Source organism: Pseudomonas sp. p1(2021b), from assembly GCF_020151015.1.
Lineage (GTDB): Bacteria > Pseudomonadota > Gammaproteobacteria > Pseudomonadales > Pseudomonadaceae > Aquipseudomonas > Aquipseudomonas putida_K.
Genome location: NZ_CP083746.1, coordinates 896,865 through 921,333 on the forward strand (window position 1 = coordinate 896,865; position 24,469 = coordinate 921,333).

General features: G+C 63.9%; 23 protein-coding genes. 17 read left to right on the forward strand and 6 right to left on the reverse strand.

Annotated features, from left to right (window positions below; all coding sequences use genetic code 11):
* Nucleotides 1-157: 157 nt before the first annotated feature.
* The 4 genes from secA (at nt 158) to K8374_RS04250 (ending at nt 5,996) form a co-directional block, all read left to right on the forward strand.
* Nucleotides 158-2,896: a preprotein translocase subunit SecA gene (gene secA / locus K8374_RS04235; protein WP_224458037.1), complete on the forward strand. Its 2,739-nt coding sequence runs from the start codon at nt 158-160 to the stop codon at nt 2,894-2,896.
* 180 nt (nt 2,897-3,076) lie between these two features.
* A complete protein-coding gene (argJ, locus tag K8374_RS04240) occupies nt 3,077-4,294 on the forward strand; it encodes a bifunctional glutamate N-acetyltransferase/amino-acid acetyltransferase ArgJ (RefSeq protein ID WP_224458038.1) in 1,218 nt (405 codons plus the stop codon).
* A gap of 128 nt (nt 4,295-4,422) precedes the next feature.
* Complete coding sequence (locus tag K8374_RS04245; protein WP_224458039.1) at nt 4,423-5,055, forward strand: glutathione S-transferase family protein; 633 nt, start codon at nt 4,423-4,425, stop codon at nt 5,053-5,055.
* Nucleotides 5,052-5,996: a Nudix family hydrolase gene (locus K8374_RS04250; RefSeq protein ID WP_224458040.1), complete on the forward strand. Its 945-nt coding sequence runs from the start codon at nt 5,052-5,054 to the stop codon at nt 5,994-5,996. Before K8374_RS04245 ends, K8374_RS04250 begins: the two co-directional genes overlap by 4 nt.
* 69 nt (nt 5,997-6,065) lie before the next feature.
* On the opposite strand, the gene K8374_RS04255 is transcribed toward K8374_RS04250, so the two are convergent.
* The 3 genes from K8374_RS04255 to K8374_RS04265 are packed head-to-tail and all read right to left on the reverse strand — an operon-like array spanning nt 6,066 to nt 9,621.
* A complete protein-coding gene (locus K8374_RS04255; protein WP_224458041.1) occupies nt 6,066-6,632 on the reverse strand; it encodes a cob(I)yrinic acid a,c-diamide adenosyltransferase in 567 nt (188 codons plus the stop codon).
* A gap of 1 nt (nt 6,633) precedes the next feature.
* Nucleotides 6,634-8,664 (reverse strand): sensor histidine kinase, encoded by a 2,031-nt coding sequence (locus tag K8374_RS04260; protein WP_224458042.1) that lies wholly within the window; start codon nt 8,662-8,664, stop codon nt 6,634-6,636.
* 39 nt (nt 8,665-8,703) lie between these two features.
* Nucleotides 8,704-9,621, reverse strand: coding sequence for a putative 2-dehydropantoate 2-reductase (locus tag K8374_RS04265; protein ID WP_224458043.1), 918 nt, complete (start codon nt 9,619-9,621; stop codon nt 8,704-8,706).
* 96 nt (nt 9,622-9,717) lie between these two features.
* Here K8374_RS04265 and K8374_RS04270 point away from each other — a divergent pair, with 96 nt between their 5' ends.
* The 3 genes from K8374_RS04270 to K8374_RS04280 all read left to right on the forward strand — a co-directional run bounded on the left by K8374_RS04270 (nt 9,718) and on the right by K8374_RS04280 (nt 12,584).
* A complete protein-coding gene (locus K8374_RS04270) occupies nt 9,718-10,203 on the forward strand; it encodes a YajQ family cyclic di-GMP-binding protein (RefSeq protein ID WP_084855798.1) in 486 nt (161 codons plus the stop codon).
* Between the two features lie 118 nt (nt 10,204-10,321).
* On the forward strand, nt 10,322-11,164 hold the full coding sequence (locus K8374_RS04275; protein ID WP_224458044.1) for a mechanosensitive ion channel family protein: 843 nt from the start codon (nt 10,322-10,324) through the stop codon (nt 11,162-11,164).
* Nucleotides 11,165-11,342: 178 nt separating this feature from the next.
* Nucleotides 11,343-12,584, forward strand: coding sequence for an MFS transporter (locus tag K8374_RS04280; protein WP_224458045.1), 1,242 nt, complete (start codon nt 11,343-11,345; stop codon nt 12,582-12,584).
* A gap of 102 nt (nt 12,585-12,686) precedes the next feature.
* Here K8374_RS04280 and K8374_RS04285 read toward each other — a convergent pair whose 3' ends face one another.
* Both K8374_RS04285 and K8374_RS04290 read right to left on the reverse strand, forming a co-directional pair.
* Nucleotides 12,687-14,234 carry an AmpG family muropeptide MFS transporter gene (locus K8374_RS04285; protein WP_224458046.1) on the reverse strand — a complete coding sequence of 516 codons (1,548 nt, stop codon included), beginning with the start codon at nt 14,232-14,234 and terminating at the stop codon, nt 12,687-12,689.
* 44 nt (nt 14,235-14,278) lie between these two features.
* Complete coding sequence (locus tag K8374_RS04290; protein ID WP_224458047.1) at nt 14,279-14,632, reverse strand: MGMT family protein; 354 nt, start codon at nt 14,630-14,632, stop codon at nt 14,279-14,281.
* A gap of 153 nt (nt 14,633-14,785) precedes the next feature.
* Here K8374_RS04290 and K8374_RS04295 point away from each other — a divergent pair, with 153 nt between their 5' ends.
* The 5 genes from K8374_RS04295 to groL all read left to right on the forward strand — a co-directional run bounded on the left by K8374_RS04295 (nt 14,786) and on the right by groL (nt 19,470).
* On the forward strand, nt 14,786-15,793 hold the full coding sequence (locus K8374_RS04295; protein WP_224458048.1) for a DUF481 domain-containing protein: 1,008 nt from the start codon (nt 14,786-14,788) through the stop codon (nt 15,791-15,793).
* A gap of 110 nt (nt 15,794-15,903) precedes the next feature.
* Entirely contained in the window at nt 15,904-16,635 is a 732-nt protein-coding gene (locus tag K8374_RS04300; protein WP_224458049.1) for a HugZ family protein, read from the forward strand.
* A gap of 67 nt (nt 16,636-16,702) precedes the next feature.
* Nucleotides 16,703-17,164, forward strand: coding sequence for an FxsA family protein (locus K8374_RS04305; RefSeq protein WP_084855805.1), 462 nt, complete (start codon nt 16,703-16,705; stop codon nt 17,162-17,164).
* Between the two features lie 319 nt (nt 17,165-17,483).
* Nucleotides 17,484-17,777: a co-chaperone GroES gene (locus K8374_RS04310; RefSeq protein WP_003260750.1), complete on the forward strand. Its 294-nt coding sequence runs from the start codon at nt 17,484-17,486 to the stop codon at nt 17,775-17,777.
* A gap of 49 nt (nt 17,778-17,826) precedes the next feature.
* Entirely contained in the window at nt 17,827-19,470 is a 1,644-nt protein-coding gene (gene groL / locus K8374_RS04315; protein WP_084855806.1) for a chaperonin GroEL, read from the forward strand.
* Nucleotides 19,471-19,623: 153 nt separating this feature from the next.
* Here the strand turns inward: groL and K8374_RS04320 are convergent, their stop codons facing one another.
* Nucleotides 19,624-20,352, reverse strand: a complete 729-nt coding sequence (locus K8374_RS04320; protein ID WP_224458050.1) for a phosphatase PAP2 family protein — start codon at nt 20,350-20,352, stop codon at nt 19,624-19,626.
* A gap of 177 nt (nt 20,353-20,529) precedes the next feature.
* Between K8374_RS04320 and colR the strand changes: the two genes are divergently transcribed.
* The 5 genes from colR to K8374_RS04345 all read left to right on the forward strand — a co-directional run bounded on the left by colR (nt 20,530) and on the right by K8374_RS04345 (nt 24,251).
* Nucleotides 20,530-21,213 carry a two-component system response regulator ColR gene (gene colR, locus K8374_RS04325; RefSeq protein WP_043213544.1) on the forward strand — a complete coding sequence of 228 codons (684 nt, stop codon included), beginning with the start codon at nt 20,530-20,532 and terminating at the stop codon, nt 21,211-21,213.
* Complete coding sequence (locus tag K8374_RS04330; RefSeq protein ID WP_224458051.1) at nt 21,203-22,531, forward strand: sensor histidine kinase; 1,329 nt, start codon at nt 21,203-21,205, stop codon at nt 22,529-22,531. Before colR ends, K8374_RS04330 begins: the two co-directional genes overlap by 11 nt.
* A 108-nt stretch (nt 22,532-22,639) precedes the next feature.
* Nucleotides 22,640-23,320 carry a class I SAM-dependent methyltransferase gene (locus K8374_RS04335; protein WP_224458052.1) on the forward strand — a complete coding sequence of 227 codons (681 nt, stop codon included), beginning with the start codon at nt 22,640-22,642 and terminating at the stop codon, nt 23,318-23,320.
* Nucleotides 23,321-23,325: 5 nt separating this feature from the next.
* Nucleotides 23,326-24,027, forward strand: a complete 702-nt coding sequence (locus K8374_RS04340) for a lipopolysaccharide kinase InaA family protein (protein WP_224458053.1) — start codon at nt 23,326-23,328, stop codon at nt 24,025-24,027.
* Nucleotides 24,024-24,251, forward strand: a complete 228-nt coding sequence (locus tag K8374_RS04345; RefSeq protein WP_084855811.1) for a hypothetical protein — start codon at nt 24,024-24,026, stop codon at nt 24,249-24,251. Before K8374_RS04340 ends, K8374_RS04345 begins: the two co-directional genes overlap by 4 nt.
* The last annotated feature ends 218 nt before the right edge of the window (nt 24,252-24,469 follow it).

The following is a 24,469-nucleotide window of genomic DNA, read 5'->3' on the forward strand; positions in this document are numbered from 1 at the left end:
GAGGGCCCCCGCCAAAGCGCTGTGCCAGCATCGTGGAAATCCACCACTTTCCTCACCATCGTTTCCGGGTAGAATGCTCGTTCGCATGCAGCCCATGGGCTGCACGGGCGACTCACGGGGCCGCCCTCCATCCCTAAGTGTGGAAGATCCTGTCGATATGTTTGCGCCTTTGTTAAAGAAACTTTTTGGAAGCAAGAACGAGCGTGAAGTCAAACGCATGCTCAAGACGGTGAATATCGTCAATGCCTTCGAAGAGAAGATGGTGGCCCTCTCCGACGAGCAGCTGCGGGGCAAGACCGCAGAGTTCAAGGAGCGCCTGGCCAAAGGCGAGACCCTCGACCAATTGCTGCCCGAAGCCTTCGCCGTGGCCCGTGAGGCCGGCAAGCGCGTCATGGGCATGCGTCACTTCGATGTGCAGCTGATCGGCGGCATGACCCTGCACGAGGGCATGATCGCAGAAATGCGCACCGGTGAAGGCAAGACGTTAGTCGGTACCCTGGCCGTCTACCTCAACGCACTGTCCGGCAAGGGCGTGCACGTGGTGACGGTGAACGACTACCTGGCCCGCCGTGACGCCAACTGGATGCGTCCGCTGTACGAGTTCCTCGGTCTTTCCGTGGGTATCGTCTCGGCCTTCCAACCGCCGGAGGAGAAGCGCGCCGCCTACGCCGCCGACATCACCTACGGCACCAACAACGAATTCGGTTTCGACTACCTGCGCGACAACATGGCGTTCAGCCAGGAGGAGAAGTTCCAGCGCGAGCTGAACTTCGCCGTGATCGACGAAGTCGACTCCATCCTCATCGACGAAGCCCGTACCCCGCTGATCATCTCCGGCCAGGCCGAGGACAGCTCCAAGCTGTACATCGAGATCAACCGCCTGATCCCACGCCTGACCCAGCACATCGAGGAAGTCGAAGGCCAGGTGACCCAGGAAGGTCACTACACCATCGACGAGAAGAGCCGTCAGGTGGAGCTCAACGAAGCCGGCCACCAGTTCATCGAGGAGATGCTCACCCAGGCCGGCCTGCTGGCCGAGGGCGAGAGCCTCTATTCGGCACACAACCTGGGGCTGCTGACCCACGTCTATGCCGGCCTGCGCGCCCACAAGCTGTTCCACCGCAACGTCGAGTACATCGTCCAGGACGGCCAGGTCCTGCTGATCGACGAGCACACCGGCCGCACCATGCCGGGCCGCCGCCTGTCCGAGGGCCTGCACCAGGCCATCGAGGCGAAGGAAAACCTGAACATCCAGGCCGAGAGCCAGACCCTGGCCTCGACCACCTTCCAGAACTACTTCCGCCTCTACACCAAGCTGTCCGGCATGACCGGTACCGCCGATACCGAAGCGTTCGAGTTCGCCCAGATCTACAACCTCAACGTGATGGTCATCCCGCCGAACAAGCCATTGGCGCGCAAGGACTTCAACGACCTGGTGTACCTGACCGCCGACGAGAAGTACGCGGCGATCATCGCCGACATCAAGGAAAGCATGAAGCAGGGCCGTCCGGTCCTGGTCGGTACAGCCACCATCGAAACCTCCGAGCACATGTCCAACCTGCTCAAGAAGGAAGGTATCGACCACAAGGTGCTCAACGCCAAGTACCACGAGAAGGAAGCCGAGATCATCGCCCAGGCCGGTGCGCCGGGCGCGCTGACCATCGCCACCAACATGGCCGGTCGAGGTACCGACATCCTGTTGGGGGGTAACTGGGAAGCCGAGGTCGCAGCCCTCGAGAACCCGACCCCCGAGCAGATCGCCCAGATCAAGGCCGACTGGCAGAAGCGTCACCAGCAGGTGATCGAGGCTGGCGGCCTGCACGTGATCGCCTCCGAGCGCCACGAATCCCGCCGTATCGACAACCAGCTGCGCGGTCGTGCCGGCCGTCAGGGTGACCCGGGTTCCAGCCGTTTCTACCTGTCGCTCGAAGACAGCCTGATGCGTATCTTCGCCTCCGACCGGGTGAAGAACTTCATGAAGGCCTTGGGGATGCAGTCCGGCGAGGCCATCGAGCATCGCATGGTCACCAACGCCATCGAGAAGGCCCAGCGCAAGGTCGAAGGCCGTAACTTCGACATCCGCAAACAGTTGCTCGAATACGACGACGTGGCCAACGAGCAGCGCAAGGTGATCTACCACATGCGCAACAGCCTGCTGGCGGCCGACAACATCGGCGACACCATCGCCGAGTTCCGCCAGGAAGTGCTCGACGCCACCATCAGCCAGCACATTCCGCCACAGTCGCTGCCCGAGCAGTGGGACGTGGCCGGCCTGGAAGCCGCTTTGGCCAGCGATTTCGCCATCAAGCTGCCAATCCAGCAGTGGCTCGACGAGGACGAGCGCCTCTACGAGGAGACCCTGCGCGAGAAACTGCTCAGCGAAATCACCGCAGCCTACAACGAGAAGGAAGACCAGGCCGGCGAGGAAGCCCTGCGTACCTTCGAGAAGCAGATCCTGCTGCGCGTACTGGACGACCTGTGGAAGGACCACCTGTCGACCATGGACCACCTGCGTCACGGTATCCACTTGCGCGGCTATGCGCAGAAGAACCCGAAGCAGGAGTACAAGCGCGAGTCCTTCAGCCTGTTCCAGGAGCTGCTGGAGTCGATCAAGCGCGACACCATCCGTGTGCTGTCCCATGTCCAGGTCCGTCGCGAGGACCCGGCCGAAGAGGAAGCGCGCCTGCGTCGCGAGGCCGAGGAACTGGCCCAGCGCATGCAGTTCCAGCATGCCGCCGCCCCTGGCCTGGAAAGCGAAGAGCAAGCTGCCCAGGAAGGTGCCGAAGTGGCCGTGGCCACCGCGCCGGTGCGCAACGAGCAGAAGCTGGGCCGCAACGAGCCATGCTGGTGCGGTTCGGGCAAGAAGTTCAAGCATTGCCACGGCCAGATCGAATGATCTGATCCGCCTGCTGTAACGTGACAAACCTGGGCCGCTGTGCGGCCCATTCGCGGCACAAGGCCGCTCCTACAGGGACTGCGCCCGAGGCACTGTAGGAGCGGCCTTGTGCCGCGAATGGGGTGCGAAGCGGCCTCGCTCTTCCATCACCTGTCCACCGTATTTTCTAGGAGCGCTCTAATGGCTGTTGGTCTTGGTCCTTTGCCCACCCTGCACCCGGTTCCCGGTTTCGAACTCGGCATCGCGTCTGCCGGCATCAAGCGCCCTGGGCGCAAGGACGTGGTGGTGATGCGTTGCGCCGAAGGCTCCAGCGTCGCGGGTGTGTTCACCCTCAACGCCTTCTGTGCAGCGCCGGTGATCCTCTCCAAGCAGCGTGTACAAGGCACCGTGCGCTACCTGCTGACCAACACCGGCAACGCCAATGCCGGCACCGGCGCGCCGGGCCTCGCCGCCGCCGAGCGCACCTGCGCCAAGCTGGCCGAATTGGCGGGTGTCGATGCCAGCACGGTATTGCCGTTCTCCACCGGCGTGATCGGCGAGCCGCTGCCGGTCGAGAAGATCGAGGGTGCGCTGCAGGCCGCCCTGGACGACCTGTCGGAAGACAACTGGGCGCAAGCCGCCACCGGCATCATGACCACCGACACCCTGCCCAAGGGGGCCAGCCGCCAGTTCCAGCACGACGGCGTCACCGTCACGGTCACCGGCATCAGCAAGGGCGCCGGGATGATCCGCCCGAACATGGCCACCATGCTCGGCTACATCGCCACCGACGCCAAGGTTGCGCCGGGCGTGCTCAAGGACCTGCTGCTCGACGGCGCCAACAAGTCGTTCAACCGGATCACCATCGATGGCGATACCTCGACCAACGACTGCTGCATGCTGATCGCCACCGGCAAGGCCAACCTGCCGGAAGTCACTGAAGCCCGCGGCGCGCTGTTCGACGCCCTGAAGCAGGCCGTGTTCGAGGTGTGCATGGAAGTGGCCCAGGCCATCGTGCGCGACGGTGAAGGCGCCACCAAGTTCGTCACCGTGCAGGTCAATGGCGGCGGCAACCACCAGGAGTGCCTGGACGTCGGCTACGCCGTGGCCCACTCGCCGCTGATCAAGACCGCGCTGTTCGCCTCCGACCCCAACTGGGGCCGCATCCTCGCCGCGGTCGGCCGTGCCGGCGTACCGGCGCTGGATGTCAGCCTGATCGACGTGTTCCTCGATGACGTCTGCATCGCCAGCAAGGGTGGCCGTAGCCCGAGCTATACCGAGGAGCAGGGGTCCAAGGTGATGGCCCAGGAGGAAATCACCATTCGCATCGAGCTGGGCCGTGGCCAATGCAGCGAAACCATCTGGACCACCGACCTGTCCCACGAGTACGTGAAGATCAACGCTGAATACCGCACCTGATTCAGCTGGGGCCGCGTCGCGGCCCTTTCGCGGCACAAGGCCGCTCCTACAGGGCCCAGGTAGGAGCGGCCTTGTGCCGCGATGGGCTGCAAGGCAGCCGCAAAATCCCAAACCGATGGAGCCGAACCATGAGCTATCACCTGATCATCGGCGACAAGCTGTACTCCTCCTGGTCGCTGCGTGGCGCGCTGGCCCTGGAGCTGGCTGGCGTGCCCTATGAAGAAACGCTGATCAAGCTGAACCAGCCCGACACCCGCAAGCGCATCCTCGAGTTCTCGACCAGTGGCAAGGTGCCGCTGCTCAAGACCGAGCATGGTGTGATCGCCGATTCCCTGGCCATCGCCGAGTACCTGGCCGAGCGCCACCCCGACGCCCAGCTGTGGCCGGCCGACGTCACTGCCCGTGCCCTGGCCCGCTCGGCTTGCGCGCAGATGCACAGCGGCTTCATGGCCCTGCGCAGTGCCATGCCATTCGACCTGTCTCGCGACGAGGGCCTGGAAAGCATCCCGCTGGATGTCCAGGTGGATATCGACCGTATGGTCGCCCTGTGGTCCGAATGCCGGCTGGCGGCCAAGGAAAGCGGCCCGTTCCTGTTCGGCAAGCCGAGCCTGGCCGACGCCTTCTTCGCCCCGGTGGCTGTGCGCCTGCGTACCTACCGCGTCGAAGTGCCCGCGCAAGCGGCGACCTACATCGAGACCATCTACCAGTGGCCGGCCTTCCAGGCCTGGCAGAAGGCAGGCCTGGCGGAGCGTGAAGGGTGAAGCGGATTCATGTCGTAGCAGCAGTCATTCGTGGTACCGATGGGCGCATCCTGATCGCTCGACGCGCCGACACCCAGCACCAGGGCGGCCTGTGGGAGTTCCCCGGCGGCAAGGTGGAGGAGGGCGAGGCCGTCGAGGCGGCGCTGGCCCGTGAGCTGCGCGAGGAACTGGGCATCGAGGTGACCCGTTCCCGGCCGCTGATCAAGGTCAGCCATGATTACCCAGACAAGCAGGTGCTGCTGGATGTCCGTGAGGTCGACGGTTTCACCGGCGAGCCCCATGGCGCCGAGGGCCAGCCGCTGGCCTGGGTGGCGACCCGGGATCTGGGGCAGTACGACTTCCCCGAGGCCAACACGCCGATCGTGGCGGCCGCCCGCCTGCCAGACCAGTACCTGATCACCCCGGACGGGCTGGACGCGCCGCAACTGCTGCGCGGTATCCAGAAGGCCATCGCCAACGGCATCCGCCTGATCCAGCTGCGTGCACCGGACATGTACGACCCCAAGTATCGCGACGTGGCGGTGGATGCGGTCGGCCTGTGTGCCGGCAAGGCCCAGTTGATGCTCAAGGGGCCGTTGGAGTGGTTGGGCGATTTCCCCTCCGCCGGCTGGCACCTGACCTCGGCACAACTGCGCAAGTACGCTGCCAATGGTCGCCCCTTCCCCAAGGCGCGCTGGCTGGCGGCGTCCTGCCACGATGCCGAGGAGTTGGCCCTGGCCGAGCAGATGGGCGTGGATTTCGTCACCCTGTCGCCGGTGCAGGCTACCCAGACTCATCCGGATGCGGCGCCGCTGGGTTGGGAAGACGCGGAGCGTTTGATTCAGGGCATCAACCACCCGGTATTCCTGCTCGGGGGCGTAGGGGCCGCTGAGCGGGAGCGGGCCTGGAGTGTGGGAGCCCAAGGTGTCGCGGGGATTCGGGCCTTCTGGCCTGAGGTCTGAGGCAAGGGGGCCGCTGTGCGGCCCTTTCGCGGCACAAGGCCGCTCCTACACCGCATAGGGCCGGTAATATCAGGCTTGCGGCCTGGCTGCCGCCTGCCACAACACTTCGGCCACCCCCTGCCGCCGCCCGATGATCCGGGCCGCCACGAACAGCAGGTCTGACAATCGGTTGATATACGCCAACCCGACCCCCTCCAGCGGCTCGAGCCCATTCAGCTGTTGGCAACGCCGCTCCGCGCTGCGTGCCAGGCTCCGGCATACATGGGCCTGGGCCACCAGCGCCGAGCCACTGGGCAGGATGAAATTCTTCAACGGCCCGAGTTCTTCGTTCCAGCGGTCGATCGCTTCTTCCAGCCGTTCGACTTCCATGGCGTTCAGTGCCTGGTAGCTGGGCATCGCCAACTCGCCCCCCAGGTCGAACAACCGGTGCTGGCAGGGCGACAGGACCTCGATCACTTCTTCCAGCCCTTCTGCGGCGAGCCCTGCGAGCAACAGGCCCAACTGGCTGTTGAGGCTGTCCACCTCGCCGATGGCCTCGATACGCGGGTGGTCCTTGGGCACCCGGCGCCCATCGCCCAGGCCGGTCTCGCCTTTGTCGCCGGTGCGGGTGTAGATCTTCGACAGGCGATAGCCCATGTCATGCCTCCGTGGTACCCGGTGCCGTCGGCGCCGGTTGGCCAAGGGGCAGGCGCAAGGTGAAGCAGGTACCCTGGCCGGGGGCGGAATGCACTTCCATTTGCCCCTTGTGGTTGTTGGTGATGATGAAATACGAGACCGACAAGCCCAAGCCGGTGCCCTGCCCAATCTCCTTGGTGGTGAAGAACGGTTCGAAGGTTCGCTTGCGTACGGCTTCGGGCATGCCGACGCCATTGTCTTCCACCTGGATTTCCGCCCACGGCGGGTTGAGCCGGGTGCGCAGGGTGATGCGCCCCGGTTCGCTGGGTTGCGGGCGCTGGTGAATGGCCTGGGCGGCATTCTTGAGCAGGTTGAGCAGCACCTGCTCCAGCTCGTTGGCCGTGCAGGGTACTGGCCCGAGCGCCGGGTCGAATTGACGCACGATGTGTTGGCCCTTGAAGTCGAAGCCGATGGCCAAATCGAAGTCGTTGCCGGCGATTTCCACGGCCTGGTCGATCAGCGCCGGCAGATCGCAGGGCGCCAGCTGACGGTTGCTGCGGCGGCTGAAACTGAGCATGTGGGTGACGATCTTCGCTGCGCGCGCGCCGGCCTGCTGGATGCCATCGAGCAGTTGGGGTACCTCGCGGCTTTCCAGGTAGCGGTTGACGCTGGGCAGGTCGATGTCCAGCTCGGCCGCCTGCTCCTGGTTGCGAGGCAGCTCCGGCGACAGCCGTCGGCGGATGTTCTGCACGTTGTGCAGGATGGCCCCCAGGGGGTTGTTGATCTCGTGGGCCATGCCCGCGGCGAGCCCGCCCACCGAGAGCATCTTCTCCGACTGCACCATCATCTCTTCCAGCGAGAGGCGCTGGGTGATGTCGTCGATGCGGATCACCACGCCACGCCCTCCGCCGCCCGTCAACGGGTAGAAGGTCAGGGCGTAGTGGCGCACGTCCTCGCCCTTGGGCCAGGTGACCCGTTCGATCTTCGCCACGCGGTGTTTCTCCACGCTTTCCTTGAGTTGCGGAAGGAACGGCTTGAGCGGCTCGAAGGCGATGAAGATCGGCTGGTTCAGCGCCTCATCCAGCGGTGTGCCGGAGAGCACCGTGGCTTCATGGTTCCACTGGGTCACGTAGAGCTGTTCATCGAGGGCGATCAGGGCCGAAGGCATGGAGTCGATGATGCTGTTGAGGTAGTTCTGGAAGCCCGTGAGCTTCTTCTCGATCTTGCTGCGCACCTGGACTTCCAGTTCCAGCTTGCGGTTGGTGTGCCGCGTTTCTTCGGCCAGGCCCTGGGCCTGGTCATAGGCCATCTGGAATTCGTCGCGGGTGCGCTTGAGCTGCTGCTCGCGGGCCTCGATGCGCGAGAGCATGGTATTGAAGGCGTTGGCCAGGCTGCCGATCTCGTCGTCGTTGCCGCGTTGGGCGCGCAGGGCGTAGCTTTCCTCACGGGTGACCTGGCGGCTCAGTTCCTCGAGCTGGTTGATCGGTTCGGTGATCAGGCGCTTGATCTGCCGAGCGATGAGCAACCACAGCAGCACACTGAAGACCAGGATCGCCAGGCTCGCGGTGAGGGTGCCCGTGTAGAAGGCCGTCGGCAGTTCGCTGCTGGCGACCAGCAGCAGGTGGGCCGGGGGCTTGCCTTCGCGGGGCAGGGGGATCAGTTGGGTGCTGCGAAATTCCATCATGCGCCAGCCGCTGATGTTGCGAAAACGCTTGGGCAGCGCCAGCGGGTCGCCATGTTGCAGCTGTGCGAGCATGCGCCCATCGCCGCCATAGAGGGCGGCGGCGCGCAGGGGAGAGTAGCTGTCCAGTTCCTTGAGCAGTGCGCTGGCCGCCTCCTGCGAGTCGCCGGCGCGCGCCGACAGCTGTGGGTTGGATACCAGCCGGCCGATGGTGTGCAGGGCCTGGGGCGCCATGCTTTCCTGGGTGATCCAATAGGCGGCGCTGATGAACGCCAGGTTGGCTACCAGCAGGATGGTGACCAGCAGTACCAGCAAGGCCGCCAGCAGTTTCTGCCCGACCGGGAGGTTTTCCAGGCGTTGGCGCAGGGTCATGGGCGAGGCGGTGTCCTCTGTGCGGTTGATGGGGCAGCGTCAGTCGCTGGGCAGGCCACGGGCCTGCAAGCTATCGACCAGGCGCTGGTGCAGGCGTTCCAGGTGCGGCAGGCCCAGGCCATGGCGGGCTGCGGTCCGGCAGGCATGGCCGAGCAGATAGTGCACCTCGGTGCGCCGGCCATGACGAACGTCCTGGTACATGGAAGAGTAGTTGGCTGCCGTGGCCAGCACGACCCGCTGCACTTCCTCGCCCAGCGCTTCGGCAGCCTGGGGTTGGCCGCAGCGCCGCAGCAGTTCGGCCAGTTCCTCGCACAGGATGGACACCTCGCCCAGGTGCTCCAGCAAGCCACCGTTGTGGCAATCGTGAAGCACGGTCAGCGGGTTGATCGCACAGTTGAGCGCCAGCTTGCGCCACAGGCGGGTGAGGATATCCACGGTCCATTCGGCAGGGATGCCGGCATCGCCCAGGTCGTCGAACCACTCCGGCACGGCAGGGTTGGCAGGGTCGCCCAGCCAGTTGAAGCCTTGGCCGGCGAAGCGCACGCGCCAGTCGTCCTCGCGAAAGGCGCCTTCGGTGCTCGAGGCGAAGATGCAGCGGGCCCGAGGCACCTGCTCGGCGACTTCGTCCTGGCTGCCCAGGCCGTTCTGCAGCAGCACCAGCTCGGCGCCTTCGGCCAGGCGCGGTGCCAGGCGGGCCACGGCGGGGGCGGCATCATAGGCCTTGCAGGCCACCAGCAGGCGATGGATCGGCCCATGGGCGCCGGGGCTCTCGGCCGGGATCGCATAGTGGCTGGCCTGGTCATGCTCGACCAGGGTCAGGCCGCCGACGGCCTGGTAGGCGGCCACGCGCTGTTCGTCACGCAGGACCAGGCGCACCGCCTTGCCCGCGCGGGCCAGGCGGCAGGCCCAGAGGCTGCCGAGGTTACCGGCGCCGAGAATATGCCAGGTGCTGCTCATCTGCGTTTCGCAACCCGTTATAATGAGCCCGCATTTTAACCGTCAAACCTGGCGCGCTCCATCCGACCGAGCGCGCTTTTATTTTGGAGAACAACCATGCCTTCGTTCGACGTGGTATCGGAACTGGACAAGCACGAAGTCACCAACGCCGTGGACAACGCGGTGAAGGAACTGGACCGTCGCTACGACCTCAAGGGCAAGGGCAGCTTCGAGTTCAAGGACAAGGAGCAGACCGTGCTCCTGACCGCCGAGGCGGAATTCCAGCTCGAGGCGATGATCGAGATCCTGCGCCTGGCCCTGGTCAAGCGCAAGATCGACGTCAAATGCCTGGAAGTCAAGGATGCCTACCCCTCCGGCAAGGAAATGAAGCAGGAAGCCAAGTTCCGCGAGGGTATCGATAAAGAACTGGCCAAGAAGATCGTCGCTACCATCAAGGACGCCAAGCTCAAGGTCCAGGCCGCCATCCAGGGCGAGCAGGTGCGGGTCACCGGCAAGAAGCGCGACGACCTGCAGGAAGCCATCGCCCTGCTGCGCACCAAGGAATTCGACATGCCGCTGCAGTTCAACAACTTCCGCGACTGACCGTTTGTGAAGCAGGAACCTTGATGGCCTAGTGATGTCCATTGGAACCTGGGGCCGCGAGATCTTCGCGGCCTGTTTTTTTCGTGTACGTGCCGTTCGGCATCAGGAGATGAAATAGATGGATTTGAACGCTGAAGTCGACCAGCTCGTCCGCCAGTCGCAGACCTGGATCCCGTTGATCATGGAATACGGCAGCCGCGTGCTGCTGGCATTGGTGACCCTGGGTATCGGCTGGTGGGTGACCAACAAGATCAGCAACCGCCTGGGCCGCCTGGTCGGCCTGCGCAACCCCGACCTTGCGCTGCAGGGCTTCATCAGCACGATCGCCAATATCGTGCTCAAGGTGCTGCTGGCCATCAGCGTGGCTTCGATGATCGGCATCGAGACCACCTCGTTCGTGGCGGCCATCGGTGGTGCCACCCTGGCCATTGGCCTGGCCCTGCAAGGCAGCCTGGCGAACTTCGCCGGTGGCGTATTGATCCTGCTGTTCCGCCCGTTCCGCATCGGCGACTGGATCGAAGCCCAGGGCGTGAGCGGTACCGTCGACAGCATCCAGATCTTCCACACCGTGCTGCGCACCGGTGACAACAAGACCGTGATCATGCCCAACGGCAGCCTGTCCAACGGCATCATCACCAACTACAACCGCCAGCCGACCCGCAAGGTGGTGTTCGATGTCGGTGTGGATTACGACGCGGACCTGCAGAAGGCGCGCAACGTACTGCTGGAGTTGGCCAAGGACCCGCGCGTGCTGCAGGACCCGGCTCCGGAAGCCGTGGTGTCGACCCTGGGCGACAGCGCCATTACCGTCTCCCTGCGTGCCTGGGTCAACACCGCCGACTACTGGAGCGTGATGTTCATGCTCAACGAGCATGCCCGTGATCGTCTGAAGGCCGAGGGTATCGACATTCCGTTCCCGCAGCGGGTGATCCGCGTGGTGCAGGAAGCGGCTGCGCAATAAGGTCGTTGTTCCCGGGGCTGCTTTGCAGCCCTTCGCGGGGCAAGCCCGCTCCTACAGAGTCGTGTGGGGGTTGGCTTGCCCCGCGATGCGTTGGTAGCCATTACACTTGTTCACAGCCTCGCCCCGCCGTTTCTGGCATATAGGCTGGCCCCTCCTGTTTTCCAAGCTGTCTTCGATCATGAAACCATTGCTGTACATCACGCCCCTGCGTGCCTTGCTGTTCGGGCTGACCCTGGCCCTGTTCGAATTGCTGACCTACCTGGCCAGCGACGCGGTCATGCCCGCCATGCCGGTGGTGGTCGACGATCTGAAGGCCAGCCCCGAATACATTCCCCATGCCCTGAACCTGTACCTGCTCGGTGGCGTGCTGCTGCAGTGGCTGATCGGCCCCCTGGCCGACCGCTATGGGCGGCGGCCGCTGCTGCTGGCTGGTTGTGCGTTGTTCGGCCTGGCGTGCCTGGCCACCTACTGGGTGCACGACATTGGCCTGTTCAACCTGCTGCGCCTGTTGCAGGGCATTGGCCTGGGCTTCGTGGTGACGGTCAGCTACCCGGCGCTCAACGAGGCCTTCAGCGAAGCCGATGCCGTGCGCATGATGGCCCTGTTGGCCAACATCGCCCTGTTGTCGCCGCTGCTGGGGCCGCTGGTGGGGACCCTGATGCTGCAATGGCTGGATTGGCGCTGGTTGTTCGTGGCGTTTGCCGTGGGCGCTGTGCTGACCTGGGCGCTGCTCTACCGGTTGATGCCGGAGACCCTGGGCGTGGAGCGCCGCGATGGCTCGCGCCTGCCGTTCACGCCGATCCACCTGCTGCCGTTGCTCGCCGGTTATGGCCAGCTGCTGGGCAACTCTCGCTTCGTCGCGGGCAGTGCAGCGCTCGGGCTGGTGGGCTTGCCGCTGATCGGCTGGATCGGCCTGTCGCCGGTGTTGCTGATCACCGACGAAGGTTTGAGCACGATGGAGTACGCCTTGTGGCAGTTGCCGGTATTCGGTGGGCTGATCCTGGGCAACCTGATCATCAACCGTATCGCCGACCGCTACCCCTTGGCCAGTCTGGTACGTGGGGCGCTCTGGCCGTACCTGGCAGGGCTTTGCCTGATGGCGCTGGCGACCTGGTACTGGCCGACGGTGACCAGTCTGGTGGCGGGCATGTCGCTGTATGCGTTGGGCCTGGGTGTGGCCAATGCGGTGTTGTATCGCATGACGCTGTTCGCCAGCGAGCAGAGCAAGGGGCTGGTATCGGCGATGCTGGGGATGATCACCATCGCCCTGCTGGGGCTCGGTGGCGCGGTGCTGGCGATGCTGGGGGCGGGGGCGAGCCTGGTGCACTTTGCCCTGGGGGCCGGCCTTGCCGGAGCGTTGGCGCTGTGGCCGTTATGGTTTGTGGTAGGCGGGCGTCGGGACCAAGGCGCTGTGGTCTAGGATCCGGGGGCCGTTTCGCGGGGCAAGCCCGCTCCTACAGGGACCTCACCCTTCTATAGGTGCGGGCTTGTCCCGCGTGGGCTGCACCGCAGCCCCCAGAGCTCAAGGCCGCTCGGCCGCGGAATTATCCACAGGCGCCGGCTTGCCACGCCCGGCCTCCTGGTGCCAGTGCAGGGCGATCAGGATCAGCGTCGGTACGCCCAGCAGAGCGGTGATCAGGAAGAAATCGTGGTAGCCGAACTTCTCCACCAGCACCCCTGAGTAACCGCCGATCAGACGCGGCAGCAGCAGCATGATCGAGCTGAGCAGTGCGTACTGGGTGGCCGAGAACTTCAGGTTGGTCAGGCTCGACAGGTAGGCCACGAATGCCGAAGTGGCAAGGCCCGAGCTGAAGTTGTCGAGGGAGATGGTGACCACCAGCATTTCCAGGTTCGGGCCCATGTCGGCCAGCATCAGGAACAGAATGTTGGTCGCCGCCGAGGCTGCGCCACCGATGAACAGGATCGGCAGGATGCCGAAGCGCACGATCAGCAGGCCGCCAGCCCCGGCGCCGACCAGTGTCATGACCAGCCCGAAGATCTTGCTGACGCTGGCGATCTGGTCCTTGGTGAAGCCCTGGTCGATGTAGAACACATTGGCCATCACGCCCATCACGGTGTCGGACATGCGATAGGTAGCGATCAGCCCGAGCAGCAGCAACGCCTGCCAGCGATAACGCAGGATGAAGTCGTTGACCGGCGTCAACACCGGCGCCAGGCCTCTTCGGCCCAGGGAGGACAGGCAAGCCCAGGTCAGCAGCACATAGAGGATCAGGCGCAGGAAGGCACGATCCTCGAGCAGCAGGTCGAGCATGGTCGCATCACCGGCAATCACGCTGGACCAGCCGGTATTGAACATCTGCGTGAAGCTCGCCGGCACCGACACCAGCAGAATGATCAGCACGAACACCGAGGCCAGCTGATGGACCAGGCCGTAGCGCGCAGCCGACAGCTGGGTGCGCATCGGCACGGGCGGCTCGCGCATCACCAGGGTGGTGAACACCGCAGGTAGCATCAGTACGCCGAACAGCACATAGGTGCCGGTCCAGGCCTTGTGCAGGTAGCTGAAGCCGGTGGAGCCGAACCATTCGGCGAAGAACAGCGCACCGGCCGTGGCGAGCAGGGCCGCGACACGGTAGCCGGCCATGTAGCTGGCAGCCAGGGCGGCCTGGCGCTGGTCATCGGCGATTTCCAGGCGGTAGGCATCCACGGCGATGTCCTGGGTCGCCGAGGCGAAGGCCACCAGCACGGCCAGGGCGATCAGCCAGGACAGGTGTTTCTGTGGATCGCACAAGCCCATGCCGACCAGGCCGACCACGACCAGGGCCTGCGACAGCAACAGCCAGGAGCGGCGCCGGCCAAGACGACCGAGCACCGGCAGGCGCCATTGATCCAGCAGCGGCGACCAGACCCATTTGAACGCGTAGGCAAGGCCGATCAGGCTGGCATAGCCGATGGTCTCGCGTGCGACACCCGCTTCCCGAAGCCATACGGAAAGCGTCGAAAACACCAGCATGTAGGGCAGGCCGGCAGCGAATCCAAGCAGCAAAAGCACCAAGGTCGACGGGCTGGCATAGGCAGCGAGCGCAGCGCGCCAGGTTTTACGGGGCATGGGCCAACATCTGCCTCAACATTTGCGAAAACAAAGCGCGCACTCTAACCGCTGTGCTCCATCGGACGCCAGCCATGACGCGACATATCGACGCGATTGTTCACGACTGCAACGCCTTCTGCACGCAGGCGAGCACGCTGTTCATCCCCCGATGGCGTGCCCAGCGCCAGGCTCAGGCGGCCGCCTGCACCCACCACTCGGTGCCACGGCAGGCGGGTGTCCACCGGGAGCTGCCCGAGGGTGCGCCCGACCCAGCGGGCTGCACGCCCCAGGCCGGCCAGCTCGGCCAGCTGGCCATAGCTGACGACCTTGCCGGGGGGAATCTGGCCCAGTACCGAATAAAGCGCCATTCGTCGGCCTTCGGCATCTTCCGCTGGCCCAGAAGGGGGCGCCGGCATCACTGCAGCCCTGGCCTGTGGATGAAAGCGGACCGGCGGTCGGGGTAAATGAGAGTGGAACTCAACGGCATGGTCTGGGTCTGTCCTTGCTCTGGTCGTGGTGATCTGGATAATGCCCGGCTTTTTTTGGTAAATCGAACCCGTAGTCAGCTTATGTATTCTAGAACCCTGCTATGCATCCTTGCCGCTTCACTCTGCGCGCCGGCGCTCGCCGACACCGTGTGGATGAAGAACGGCGACAGGCTCAGCGGCAAGATCAAGGTCTTCGATGGCGGCAAGTTGTTGCTGGAAACCCCGTATGGCGGTTCCATCGCCCTGGACTGGAAAGAAGTGCAGACCCTGGAAAGCGACCAGGAACTGCTGGTCAAGCAGGACGCCTACAACGGCGAGAAGACCAAGTCGCTCAAGGCTGCCGAGCCGGGCAAGGTGACCCTGGCCAATGGCGAGGCGCCCAAGACCGTGGACCTGGCGAGCATCGAACAGATCATGAAGCCCAGGCCACTGGTCGAGGACTTCCTGTGGAAGGGCAATGTCGATGTAGCCATGGACTACAAGCGCGCCGAGAACGATACCGACGACTACGACGTCAGCTTCAAGACCACCGCGCGCCATGGTCGCTGGCGGCACAATGCCGAAGGCGAATACAACCGCGAGACCAAGGACGACGTCACCACCACCAACAACTGGAGCGCTGAATACGCCCTGGACCGTTTCATCACCGACCAGTGGTTCTGGCAGGGGCGCATGGAATACAAGCGCGACCACATCGAGGACCTGGCGCGCCAGCGCACCGTCGGTACGGGCCCGGGCTACCAGTTCTGGGACGACGAGCTGGGGGCGTTCTCCCTCGGTTCGCTGATCAACCGCACCGACTTCGAATACCGGGACGGTGGCAAGGACAACTTCTATTCCGCGGCGCTGAAGTGGGACTACAACCGCTACCTGATCGGCAAGAGCGTCGAGATCTTCACCAATGGCGAATTCGGCAAGCCTCTGGGTGGCGTGGCGGATTACTCGCTGGATGCCGAGGCGGGCCTGCGCTACAAGGTCACCGAATGGGCCTCGCTCAACCTCAAGGCGGAGAAAGACATCATCAGCGGAACCCGGGACAGCGACCTGGACAAGACCCGTTACACCGCCGGCTTCGGGGTGACCTGGTAGGGCACAAGGTGACTCGCGCCTGCAACGGGTGTGACAAGGCAGCGATTGGCAGTGGGCAGTGATAATGCTTATCTTGTCCGCATCCAGTCCGCCGCCCAGGAGCGCGCTTCGTGAGTAACAATGCCATCCGCCCCGCCCGGGAACTGCTGCTCAAGGAATACCGTGGCGTCCTTTCGACCCACTCCAAGTCCATGCCCGGTTTCCCCTTCGGTTCGGTGGTGCCGTACTGCCTGGACGGCGATGGCCACCCGCTGATCCTGATCAGCCGTATCGCCCAGCACACCCATAACCTGCAGAAGGACGCCAAGTGCTCGCTGCTGGTGGGCGAGCGCGATGCCGAAGATGTCCAGGCCGTGGGGCGGCTGACGATCATGGCGCAGGCCCGCAAGCTCACCGACGAAGCCGCCATCGAGGCGGCGGCCGAGCGCTACTACCGCTACTTCCCGGATGCGGCGAACTACCACAAGGCGCACGATTTCGACTTCTGGGTCCTGGAGCCGGCTCGCCACCGCTACATCGGCGGCTTCGGCGCGATCCACTGGCTCGACCAGGTGACCCTGGCCAACCCCTTCGCCGGCCAAGTCGAGGCGAGCATGATCGAGCACATGAACAACGACCATGCCAATGCCATCGCCCACTACGTCGAGCTCACCAACCTGCCGCGCACGGCGCCGGCGCAACTGGTGGGCATCGACAGCGAGGGCATGCACTTGCGGATCGGCCAGGGTATTCACTGGCTGGCGTTTCCCAGTGTTTGCAACACCCCGATACAGGTTCGCGAAGCCTTGGTTTTGCTGGCCCGCGCCGACCAATGGCCGGTTGCGGCGAAGGTCGAGGGTTGAAAACAGGCGCAGACGCATCCATCTGATGGTCTTACTGGAAGGTTTTCTTCCGCCGAGGATCCCTTGAATGCGTGCCTTTCTACTGCTGTTCCTGATTTTTCCGGTGCTGGAGCTGTTCGTCTTCGTCAAGGTCAGCGCCGCCATCGGTTTCTTTCCGGCGCTGCTGCTGATCATCGCCGGTTCCGCCCTGGGTGTGCTGGTAATGCGCGTGGCAGGCCTCGCGACCGCCCTGCGTGCCCGTGAAAGCCTGCAGCGCGGCGAACTGCCCGCCGAGGACATGTTCCAGGGCATGATGCTGGCCGTCGGTGGCGGCCTGCTGTTGCTGCCCGGCTTCATCAGTGACGTGCTGGGCCTGCTGTGCCTGTTGCCGTTCACCCGTCACCTGGCCGCACGCAAGATGCGCCAACGCGCCGAAGCCCAGGCCATGCGCCAACGCGCCTTCCAGGACGACCCGTTCCAGGCGCAGCCGCGTGACGGTGGTCATCGCCCGAATGTGATCGAGGGCGAGTACGAACGTCGCGACAAGTAATTCTGCTGGGGCCGCTTCGCGCCCCGTTCGCGGCACAAGGCCGCTCCTACAGAGGCAAGCGTGTTCATGTAGGAGCGGCCTTGTGCCGTGAAAGGGGCGCGAAGCGGCCCAGTTTTTTCGCCTGAAAAAATTTTTACGTACCAAGCCTTGTAATTGATTTCGCCGACCACATGTATGGGTCACCGCAAGGTTTCTGGTGGCAACACCAGACATATATACGGGGTTCGCCCGGGCGAGCCCCGACCGGCAACGCCGGACCGTATCAACCCGCCGGTATCGACACCGGCCGATGAAAACCACAATTTGGGAGAGATCGACAATGAAGCTTCGTCCTCTGCATGACCGCGTCGTCATCCGTCGCAGCGAAGAAGAATCGAAAACCGCTGGCGGTATCGTCCTGCCGGGTTCGGCCGCTGAAAAACCAAACCGCGGCGAAGTCGTCGCCGTCGGCACCGGTCGCATCCTGGACAACGGCGAAGTACGCGCGCTGGCCGTGAAAGTGGGTGACAAAGTGGTTTTCGGCCCTTACTCGGGCAGCAACACCGTGAAAGTCGATGGCGAAGACCTGCTGGTCATGGCTGAAAACGAAATCCTGGCCGTCATCGAAGGCTGATTTCCCCGACTTCCCGTTACTCCAAAGATTTTTCAAGGAATAAACGATCATGGCTGCTAAAGACGTAAAATTCGGCGATTCCGCTCGTAAGAAAATGCTGGTTGGTGTCAACGTTCTGGCTGACGCCGTAAAAGCGACCCTGGGCCCGAAAGGCCGCAACGTGGTCCTGGCCAAGAGCTTCGGCGCGCCGACCATCACCAAGGACGGTGTTTCCGTCGCCAAGGAAATCGAGCTGAAGGACGCCTTCGAGAACATGGGCGCCCAGCTGGTCAAGGAAGTCGCTTCCAAGGCCAACGACGCTGCCGGTGACGGCACCACCACCGCTACCGTCCTGGCCCAGGCCATCGTCAACGAAGGCCTGAAGGCCGTTGCTGCCGGCATGAACCCGATGGACCTCAAGCGCGGTATCGACAAGGCCACCGCCGCCATCGTCGCCGAGCTGAAGAACCTGTCCAAGCCATGCGCCGACTCCAAGGCCATCGCCCAGGTAGGTACCATCTCCGCCAACTCCGACACCTCCATCGGTGAAATCATCGCCGAAGCCATGGAAAAAGTCGGTAAAGAAGGCGTGATCACCGTTGAAGAAGGCTCGGGCCTGGAAAACGAACTGTCCGTCGTCGAGGGCATGCAGTTCGACCGTGGCTACCTGTCGCCGTACTTCATCAACAAGCCGGACACCATGGTTGCCGAGCTGGAAAGCCCGCTGCTGCTGCTGGTCGACAAGAAGATCTCCAACATCCGCGAGCTGCTGCCTGTTCTGGAAGCCGTTGCCAAGGCCGGCCGTCCGCTGCTGATCGTTGCCGAGGACGTCGAAGGCGAAGCCCTGGCCACCCTGGTGGTCAACAACATGCGCGGCATCGTCAAGGTCGCTGCTGTCAAGGCACCTGGCTTCGGCGACCGCCGCAAGGCCATGCTGCAGGACATCGCCACCCTGACTGGCGGCCAGGTCATCTCCGAGGAAATCGGCCTGACCCTGGAAACCACCACCCTGGAGCACCTGGGTAACGCCAAGCGCGTCATCCTGTCCAAGGAAAACACCACCATCATCGACGGCGCCGGTTCCGATGCCGACATCGAAGCACGCGTCAAGCAGATCCGTGCCCAGATCGAAGAGACTTCCTCGGACTACGACCGTGAGAAGCTGCAAGAGCGTCTGGCCAAGCTGGCTGGCGGTGTTGCCGTGATCAAGGTCGGTGCTGGCACCGAAGTCGAAATGAAAGAGAAGAAGGCTCGCGTCGAAGACGCCCTGCACGCTACCCGTGCAGCCGTCGAAGAAGGCGTGGTGCCTGGCGGTGGTGTTGCCCTGGTGCGCGCCCTGCAAGCCGTTGCCGACCTCAAGGGCGAGAACGAAGACCAGAACGTCGGTATCGCGCTGCTGCGTCGCTCGGTCGAAGCCCCGCTGCGTCAGATCACTGCCAACGCCGGCGACGAGCCAAGCGTTGTCGCTGACAAGGTCAAGCAAGGTTCGGGCAACTACGGCTACAACGCTGCTACCGGCGAATACGGCGACATGATCGAGATGGGTATCCTGGACCCAGCCAAGGTCACCCGTTCGGCCCTGCAAGCCGCAGCTTCGATCGGCGGTCTGATGATCACCACCGAAGCGATGGTTGCCGACCTGCCGGAAGACAAGCCAGCAGCTGGCGGCATGCCAGACATGGGCGGCATGGGTGGCATGGGCGGCATGATGTAAGCCAGCCTTACCCCTGCTGTAACAAAAAGCCCCGCCTTGTGCGGGGCTTTTTGTTGCGGTTTTTCGCGGCACAAGGCCGCTCCTACAGGAAAGTGCGCTTTTTTGTAGGAGCGGCCTTGTGCCGCGAAAGGGGCGCAAAGCGCCCCCGTTCATTCAGGCAACGCTACGTTGCGCTTCGGGCACCGTCACGGCTCCCCGGCGATACAGCACCAGGTAATAGCACCCCAGCCCGATCATCCAGCAGAACACCGCTGTCCACAGGTTGTGCGACAAGAAATGCGCGCCCTGCAGCATGCGCCCGATCGACAGTACCGTGCCGGTGGTGAACGCCAGCACGAAGGCGGCGCGCGCCAGGCGTGGGCGCCGGTCGCGCAGGACGAAGAACAGGGCGAACAGGCTGAAACCGGTCGCCGCATGGCCGCCAGGCCAGCAGCGCCCGGGCTTGTCTGTGGCCGGGCGGTGTTCGAGCAGTTTGCTGTAGGTCTCCTTGCCACCGAATTGGCTCAGGCTCCACGGGCACTGCACCTCGGTCGCGGCCTTGAGCGGGGTGACGAAGGCGGTGGACAACGCCAGCGACAATACCAGGCAGCCCAGCTCGCGACGCCAGCCGAACAGCCGTGACCAGAAGCAGCTGGCCACGAAGGCGACGATCGACAGCAGGCCCAGGCCGATGACCACCTGCTTGACCCGGTCGTGCAGGATGTTTTCCAACAGGTAGCTGTGACGGCCGATGAACTGGCCGGCGACCGGGTCGAAAGCCAGCTTGGCCACGTCCATGTCCAGCGACGTCCATTCCAGCAGGATCAAGGCCACGGCGGTGGCCAGCGGGATGCCCAGGTACAACCACAGGTTGAGCGGGCGGGGGCGGGGATTTTGCTGCATGACGGCTCCAGGGGCATAAATGCCGGGCATTGTCGGCTAGCCGCTATGCTGGGTTCGTGAAGGATGAGTGAAAAATCCGTCAGCCTTAAGGATCGTTGCCCAAGACTGGCGCCGCGCCGACGATGGCCTTAAGCTGCGCCTGCCGCGCACAGCGAAAGCGCCGCACAGGAGACCCCGATGCGCATTCTACTGGTTGAAGACAACCGCGATATTCTCGCCAATCTGGCTGACTACCTGGGCATGAAAGGCTACACCGTCGACTGCGCCCAGGATGGCCTGTCCGGGTTGCACCTGGCCGCCACCGAGCATTACGACCTGATCGTGCTCGACATCATGCTGCCGGGCATCGACGGCTATACCCTGTGCAAGCGTCTGCGCGAGGATGCCCGCCGCGATACCCCGGTGATCATGCTGACCGCCCGCGATCAGCTCGATGACCGCCTGCAGGGCTTTCGCTCCGGTGCCGACGACTACCTGCTCAAGCCGTTCGCCCTGTCGGAGCTGGCGGCGCGCATCGAGGCGGTGCTACGCCGCTCCCAGGGGGGCGGCCGCCGTACCCTGCAGGTCGCGGACCTGAGTTATGACCTCGATACCTTGGAGGTCACCCGCCAGGGGCGCCTGCTCAAGCTCAACCCGGTCGGCCTCAAGCTGCTCGCCGTGCTGATGCAGAAGAGCCCCCATGTGCTGCGCCGCGAGGTGCTCGAAGAAGCCTTGTGGGGCGACGACTGCCCCGACAGCGACAGCCTGCGCAGCCATGTCCACCAACTGCGTCAGGTGATCGACAAGCCGTTCGAAAAACCGCTGCTGCATACCGTCCATGGCGTCGGCTATCGCCTCGCCGAGGGCCGTGATGGAGTTTAAGCAGAGCCTTGCCCAGCGCATCATCATCGCTTTCGCGCTGATGAGTGCGCTGGTGGCCGGCGCCTTCGCCTTCGGTATCGTCGCCACCGTGCACCTGGTCGAGGAGCGGCTGATTTCCGCCGTGCTCGGTGGGGACCTGCAGCGCCTGCTGCGTATGGATAGTATCAGTGACTGGAGCCATCGGCCGCGCCCTGACCAGCTGTTCTACTTCAGCGGAGGCCGCGACGATTTCGAGTTGCCCAAGGACCTGCGCCATCTGAAGCCGGGTTTCCATGAAGTGTTCCGTGACCAGTTGTCCTACCACGCGATGGTGGAGATCGTCGACGGTCGCCATTACGTACTGCTGCAGGACCAGAGCGACTTCGAAGAGCGCGAGCGGGTGCTGTTCGCCGTCGTGGTCGTAGGGTTCATGCTCAGCCTGGTGCTGGCCGTGACCCTTGGCTGGTTGCTGGCCAGGCGCGTGATGGCGCCGGTCATCCGCCTGGCCCGACAGGTGCGCCATCGTGACCAGTTACTGGGCCTGGCGCCGCCCTTGGCCCCCGATTACGCTGCGGACGAAGTCGGCCAGCTGGCGGTGGCCTTCGACGATACCTTGGGCCGCCTGCGCGATGCCCTGACCCGCGAGCGGCTGTTCACCAGTGACGTGAGCCATGAACTGCGCACGCCCTTGATGGTGCTGGCCACCTCCTGCGAATTGCTGATGGAGAACCCGAACCTCGACAGTCGTTCGCGCAGCCAGGTGGAGCGCATCGCCCGGGCGACCGAGGAAATGCGCGAGTTGGTCAAGACCTTCCTGATGCTCGCCCGGGCCCAGCGCGACGAAGGCGCGGTAGCTTCCCAGGCGACCTTGAGCGAGGTGGCCGACGACCTGATCGGTGTGTGGCGCGACACCATCGAGCAGAAGGGGCTGACGCTCTACTACGACGGCCGCATCAGCGCCGGTCGGGTGCTCTATAACGCCACGTTCCTGCAATCGGTGATGGGCAATCTGCTACGTAACGCCGCCCATTACACCGACAGCGGTTACATTCGTCTGAGCCTGGAGCCCGCCGGCTTCAGTGTCGAGGACAGCGGCGTGGGTATCCCGGAAGAACAGCGCGAAGCCATGTTCCGGCCCTTCGTGCGCGGTGACGAGCGTCGTGGTGAAGGCCTGGGCCTGGGGTTGTCGCTGGTGCAGCGGATTTGCGATGACCAGGGCTGGCGGGTCACCCTGACGGCAACCCAGCCCCATGGCTGCCGTTTCCAGGTGGACCTGAGCCAGGGGAAAACCCCTGGCGAAGATAGTGAAACCGGTGACCAGATACCGGTTTCCCGTTGATTTTTCGGAAATATCCTCTTGCAGGGCTGACGTAATTTTCACATTCGCATGACCTGATTCCAACGCTTGACGCCCTAGAGTGAGCGCACTTGGAGTCAGGAGAGCACCATGCGTAGCCCCATCAAACTCGAATTTTCCGAGAAGTACGACCGGCAGCACGCCCAGGAGTACTTCCTCAAGCACCAGGACGGCCTGGCGCGTCGCCTCTCGCACCAACGCGACGAGCAATTGGCGCGCCGTGCCCTGGCCTTGGCCGGAGAGCCGGGGCTGGTGCTGGACCTGCCATGCGGTGCCGGCCGCTTCTGGCCGCTGCTGGCGGAAAAACCCAATCGAGTGATCATCGGTGCCGACAACTCCGCTGCAATGATCGAGACCGCCTGTGCCTCGCAGCCGGCAGACGTGGTGTCGCGGGTACGCCCCTTGCAGACTTCCGCCTTCGATATCCAACTGCCGGACAATGCGGTCGACAGCATCTTCTGCATGCGCCTGTTCCATCACATCGGCGAGGCCGCTCATCGCAAGGCGATTCTCTCCGAGTTTCACCGGGTTAGTCGCGACAGCGTGATCCTCTCGCTGTGGGTCGATGGCAATTTCAAGGCATGGCGTCGCAAGAAACTCGAGCGCCGTCGCAGCGCCAAGGCGGAGCAGGGCAGTTACCAGAATCGTTTTGTGTTACCAGTTGATACAATCGAAGAAGAATTTATGACAGCAGGTTTCCGTATCCAGGATCGCCTGGACTTCCTGCCGTTCTACGCCATGTGGCGGGTATACGTATTACGAAAGGGGTAGGTTTCATGGCAGTGGCCGGCAATACAGCTTCCCAGTTCGAGTTCTACTGGAGCCAGCAGGGTGAATGGGTCGAAGCGCCCAATCAGCGCCGTGGCGGCGAAAGTGGCGTGCAACGTTTGACCGCTGCGGGTGGGCAGTTGCTGTATGCCAAGCGCCAGGTCGGGCATATCTACCGCAGCCTGCGCCATCCCTTCGGCCGGCCGACGGTATTACGTGAGCTGGACGCCTTGCACAGCTTCGAACAATTGGGCGTGCGCGTACCGCGTATTGTCTTCGCTGGCGCTGAACGAGGCGCCGACCATCAATGGCGGGCGCTGTTGGTGAGCGAGGCCCTGGACGGCTTCGTCGACCTGGACACCTGGCATGCCGAGGGTGCCGTGGAGCGTTACCCGCAAGCGCTGCATGAGCGCCTGCTCAAGGACCTGGCGGACAATCTGGCGCGCATGCACCTGGGGCACTGGCAGCATGGTTGCCTGTATGGCAAGCACGTATTCGTCAAAGTCATCGGCGAAGGAGAACAGGCCCGGGCCGAAGTCGCCCTGCTGGACCTGGAAAAGTGCCGGCGGCGCATCAGCTGCCAACGTGCGGCCTACAACGATCTTCGCCAGTTGCGGCGCCATTCGTCATTCAATGAGGCGCACTGGCAGACCCTGCTCTATTTTTACCAGATGGCGTTTGGCAGCGCTGTCAAAGGGTTAGAGCAATGAAACTAGAAATCGCTCGAGCTTTGTTCCTGTTGGCTGCACTGGCGGTGACCACCGCGGCGGTGGCGGCCTGGGAAGAGCCGCGTCCCGCGGTGTTCAGCAAGGCAGAGGTCGGGGGGCTGTGCGCGGTGCCCCGTGAGGTGAAGCAGCAGGTCAGGGTCCAGCCGGACAACGACCTGTTGTTGTTCCTGTTCGGCATGCGCCAGGGGCTGCGGCCGTTCGGGTGAGCGAGCGCGTGATGGTTGAAAACGCCAGGGGCCCACGACGGGCCCCTGGCGTTTTCATTCCGGCCCGATCGCCGGCAAGCCGGCTCTCACAGTGATTTCGCAAGTCTTGAGAGCGGCGCAATCTCGGTGGGAGCTGGCGACAGCCTGCGATGGGCTGCAAAGCAGCCCCAAGCCCTCGAACGGTGGAGCCCCTCCAGACTCAAGGGGCCGCTTTGCGG

Bases quoted from the DNA above. Each gene is read 5' to 3' on its own strand.
- secA (WP_224458037.1), top strand. From the start codon at position 158: ATGTTTGCGCCTTTGTTAAAGAAACTTTTTGGAAGCAAGAACGAGCGT.
- argJ (WP_224458038.1), top strand. From the start codon at position 3,077: ATGGCTGTTGGTCTTGGTCCTTTGCCCACCCTGCACCCGGTTCCCGGT.
- K8374_RS04245 (WP_224458039.1), top strand. From the start codon at position 4,423: ATGAGCTATCACCTGATCATCGGCGACAAGCTGTACTCCTCCTGGTCG.
- K8374_RS04255 (WP_224458041.1), bottom strand. From the start codon at position 6,632: ATGGGCTATCGCCTGTCGAAGATCTACACCCGCACCGGCGACAAAGGC.
- K8374_RS04260 (WP_224458042.1), bottom strand. From the start codon at position 8,664: ATGACCCTGCGCCAACGCCTGGAAAACCTCCCGGTCGGGCAGAAACTG.
- K8374_RS04265 (WP_224458043.1), bottom strand. From the start codon at position 9,621: ATGAGCAGCACCTGGCATATTCTCGGCGCCGGTAACCTCGGCAGCCTC.
- K8374_RS04270 (WP_084855798.1), top strand. From the start codon at position 9,718: ATGCCTTCGTTCGACGTGGTATCGGAACTGGACAAGCACGAAGTCACC.
- K8374_RS04275 (WP_224458044.1), top strand. From the start codon at position 10,322: ATGGATTTGAACGCTGAAGTCGACCAGCTCGTCCGCCAGTCGCAGACC.
- K8374_RS04280 (WP_224458045.1), top strand. From the start codon at position 11,343: ATGAAACCATTGCTGTACATCACGCCCCTGCGTGCCTTGCTGTTCGGG.
- K8374_RS04285 (WP_224458046.1), bottom strand. From the start codon at position 14,234: ATGCCCCGTAAAACCTGGCGCGCTGCGCTCGCTGCCTATGCCAGCCCG.
- K8374_RS04290 (WP_224458047.1), bottom strand. From the start codon at position 14,632: ATGCCGGCGCCCCCTTCTGGGCCAGCGGAAGATGCCGAAGGCCGACGA.
- K8374_RS04295 (WP_224458048.1), top strand. From the start codon at position 14,786: ATGTATTCTAGAACCCTGCTATGCATCCTTGCCGCTTCACTCTGCGCG.
- K8374_RS04305 (WP_084855805.1), top strand. From the start codon at position 16,703: ATGCGTGCCTTTCTACTGCTGTTCCTGATTTTTCCGGTGCTGGAGCTG.
- K8374_RS04310 (WP_003260750.1), top strand. From the start codon at position 17,484: ATGAAGCTTCGTCCTCTGCATGACCGCGTCGTCATCCGTCGCAGCGAA.
- groL (WP_084855806.1), top strand. From the start codon at position 17,827: ATGGCTGCTAAAGACGTAAAATTCGGCGATTCCGCTCGTAAGAAAATG.
- K8374_RS04320 (WP_224458050.1), bottom strand. From the start codon at position 20,352: ATGCAGCAAAATCCCCGCCCCCGCCCGCTCAACCTGTGGTTGTACCTG.
- colR (WP_043213544.1), top strand. From the start codon at position 20,530: ATGCGCATTCTACTGGTTGAAGACAACCGCGATATTCTCGCCAATCTG.
- K8374_RS04330 (WP_224458051.1), top strand. From the start codon at position 21,203: ATGGAGTTTAAGCAGAGCCTTGCCCAGCGCATCATCATCGCTTTCGCG.
- K8374_RS04335 (WP_224458052.1), top strand. From the start codon at position 22,640: ATGCGTAGCCCCATCAAACTCGAATTTTCCGAGAAGTACGACCGGCAG.
- K8374_RS04340 (WP_224458053.1), top strand. From the start codon at position 23,326: ATGGCAGTGGCCGGCAATACAGCTTCCCAGTTCGAGTTCTACTGGAGC.
- K8374_RS04345 (WP_084855811.1), top strand. From the start codon at position 24,024: ATGAAACTAGAAATCGCTCGAGCTTTGTTCCTGTTGGCTGCACTGGCG.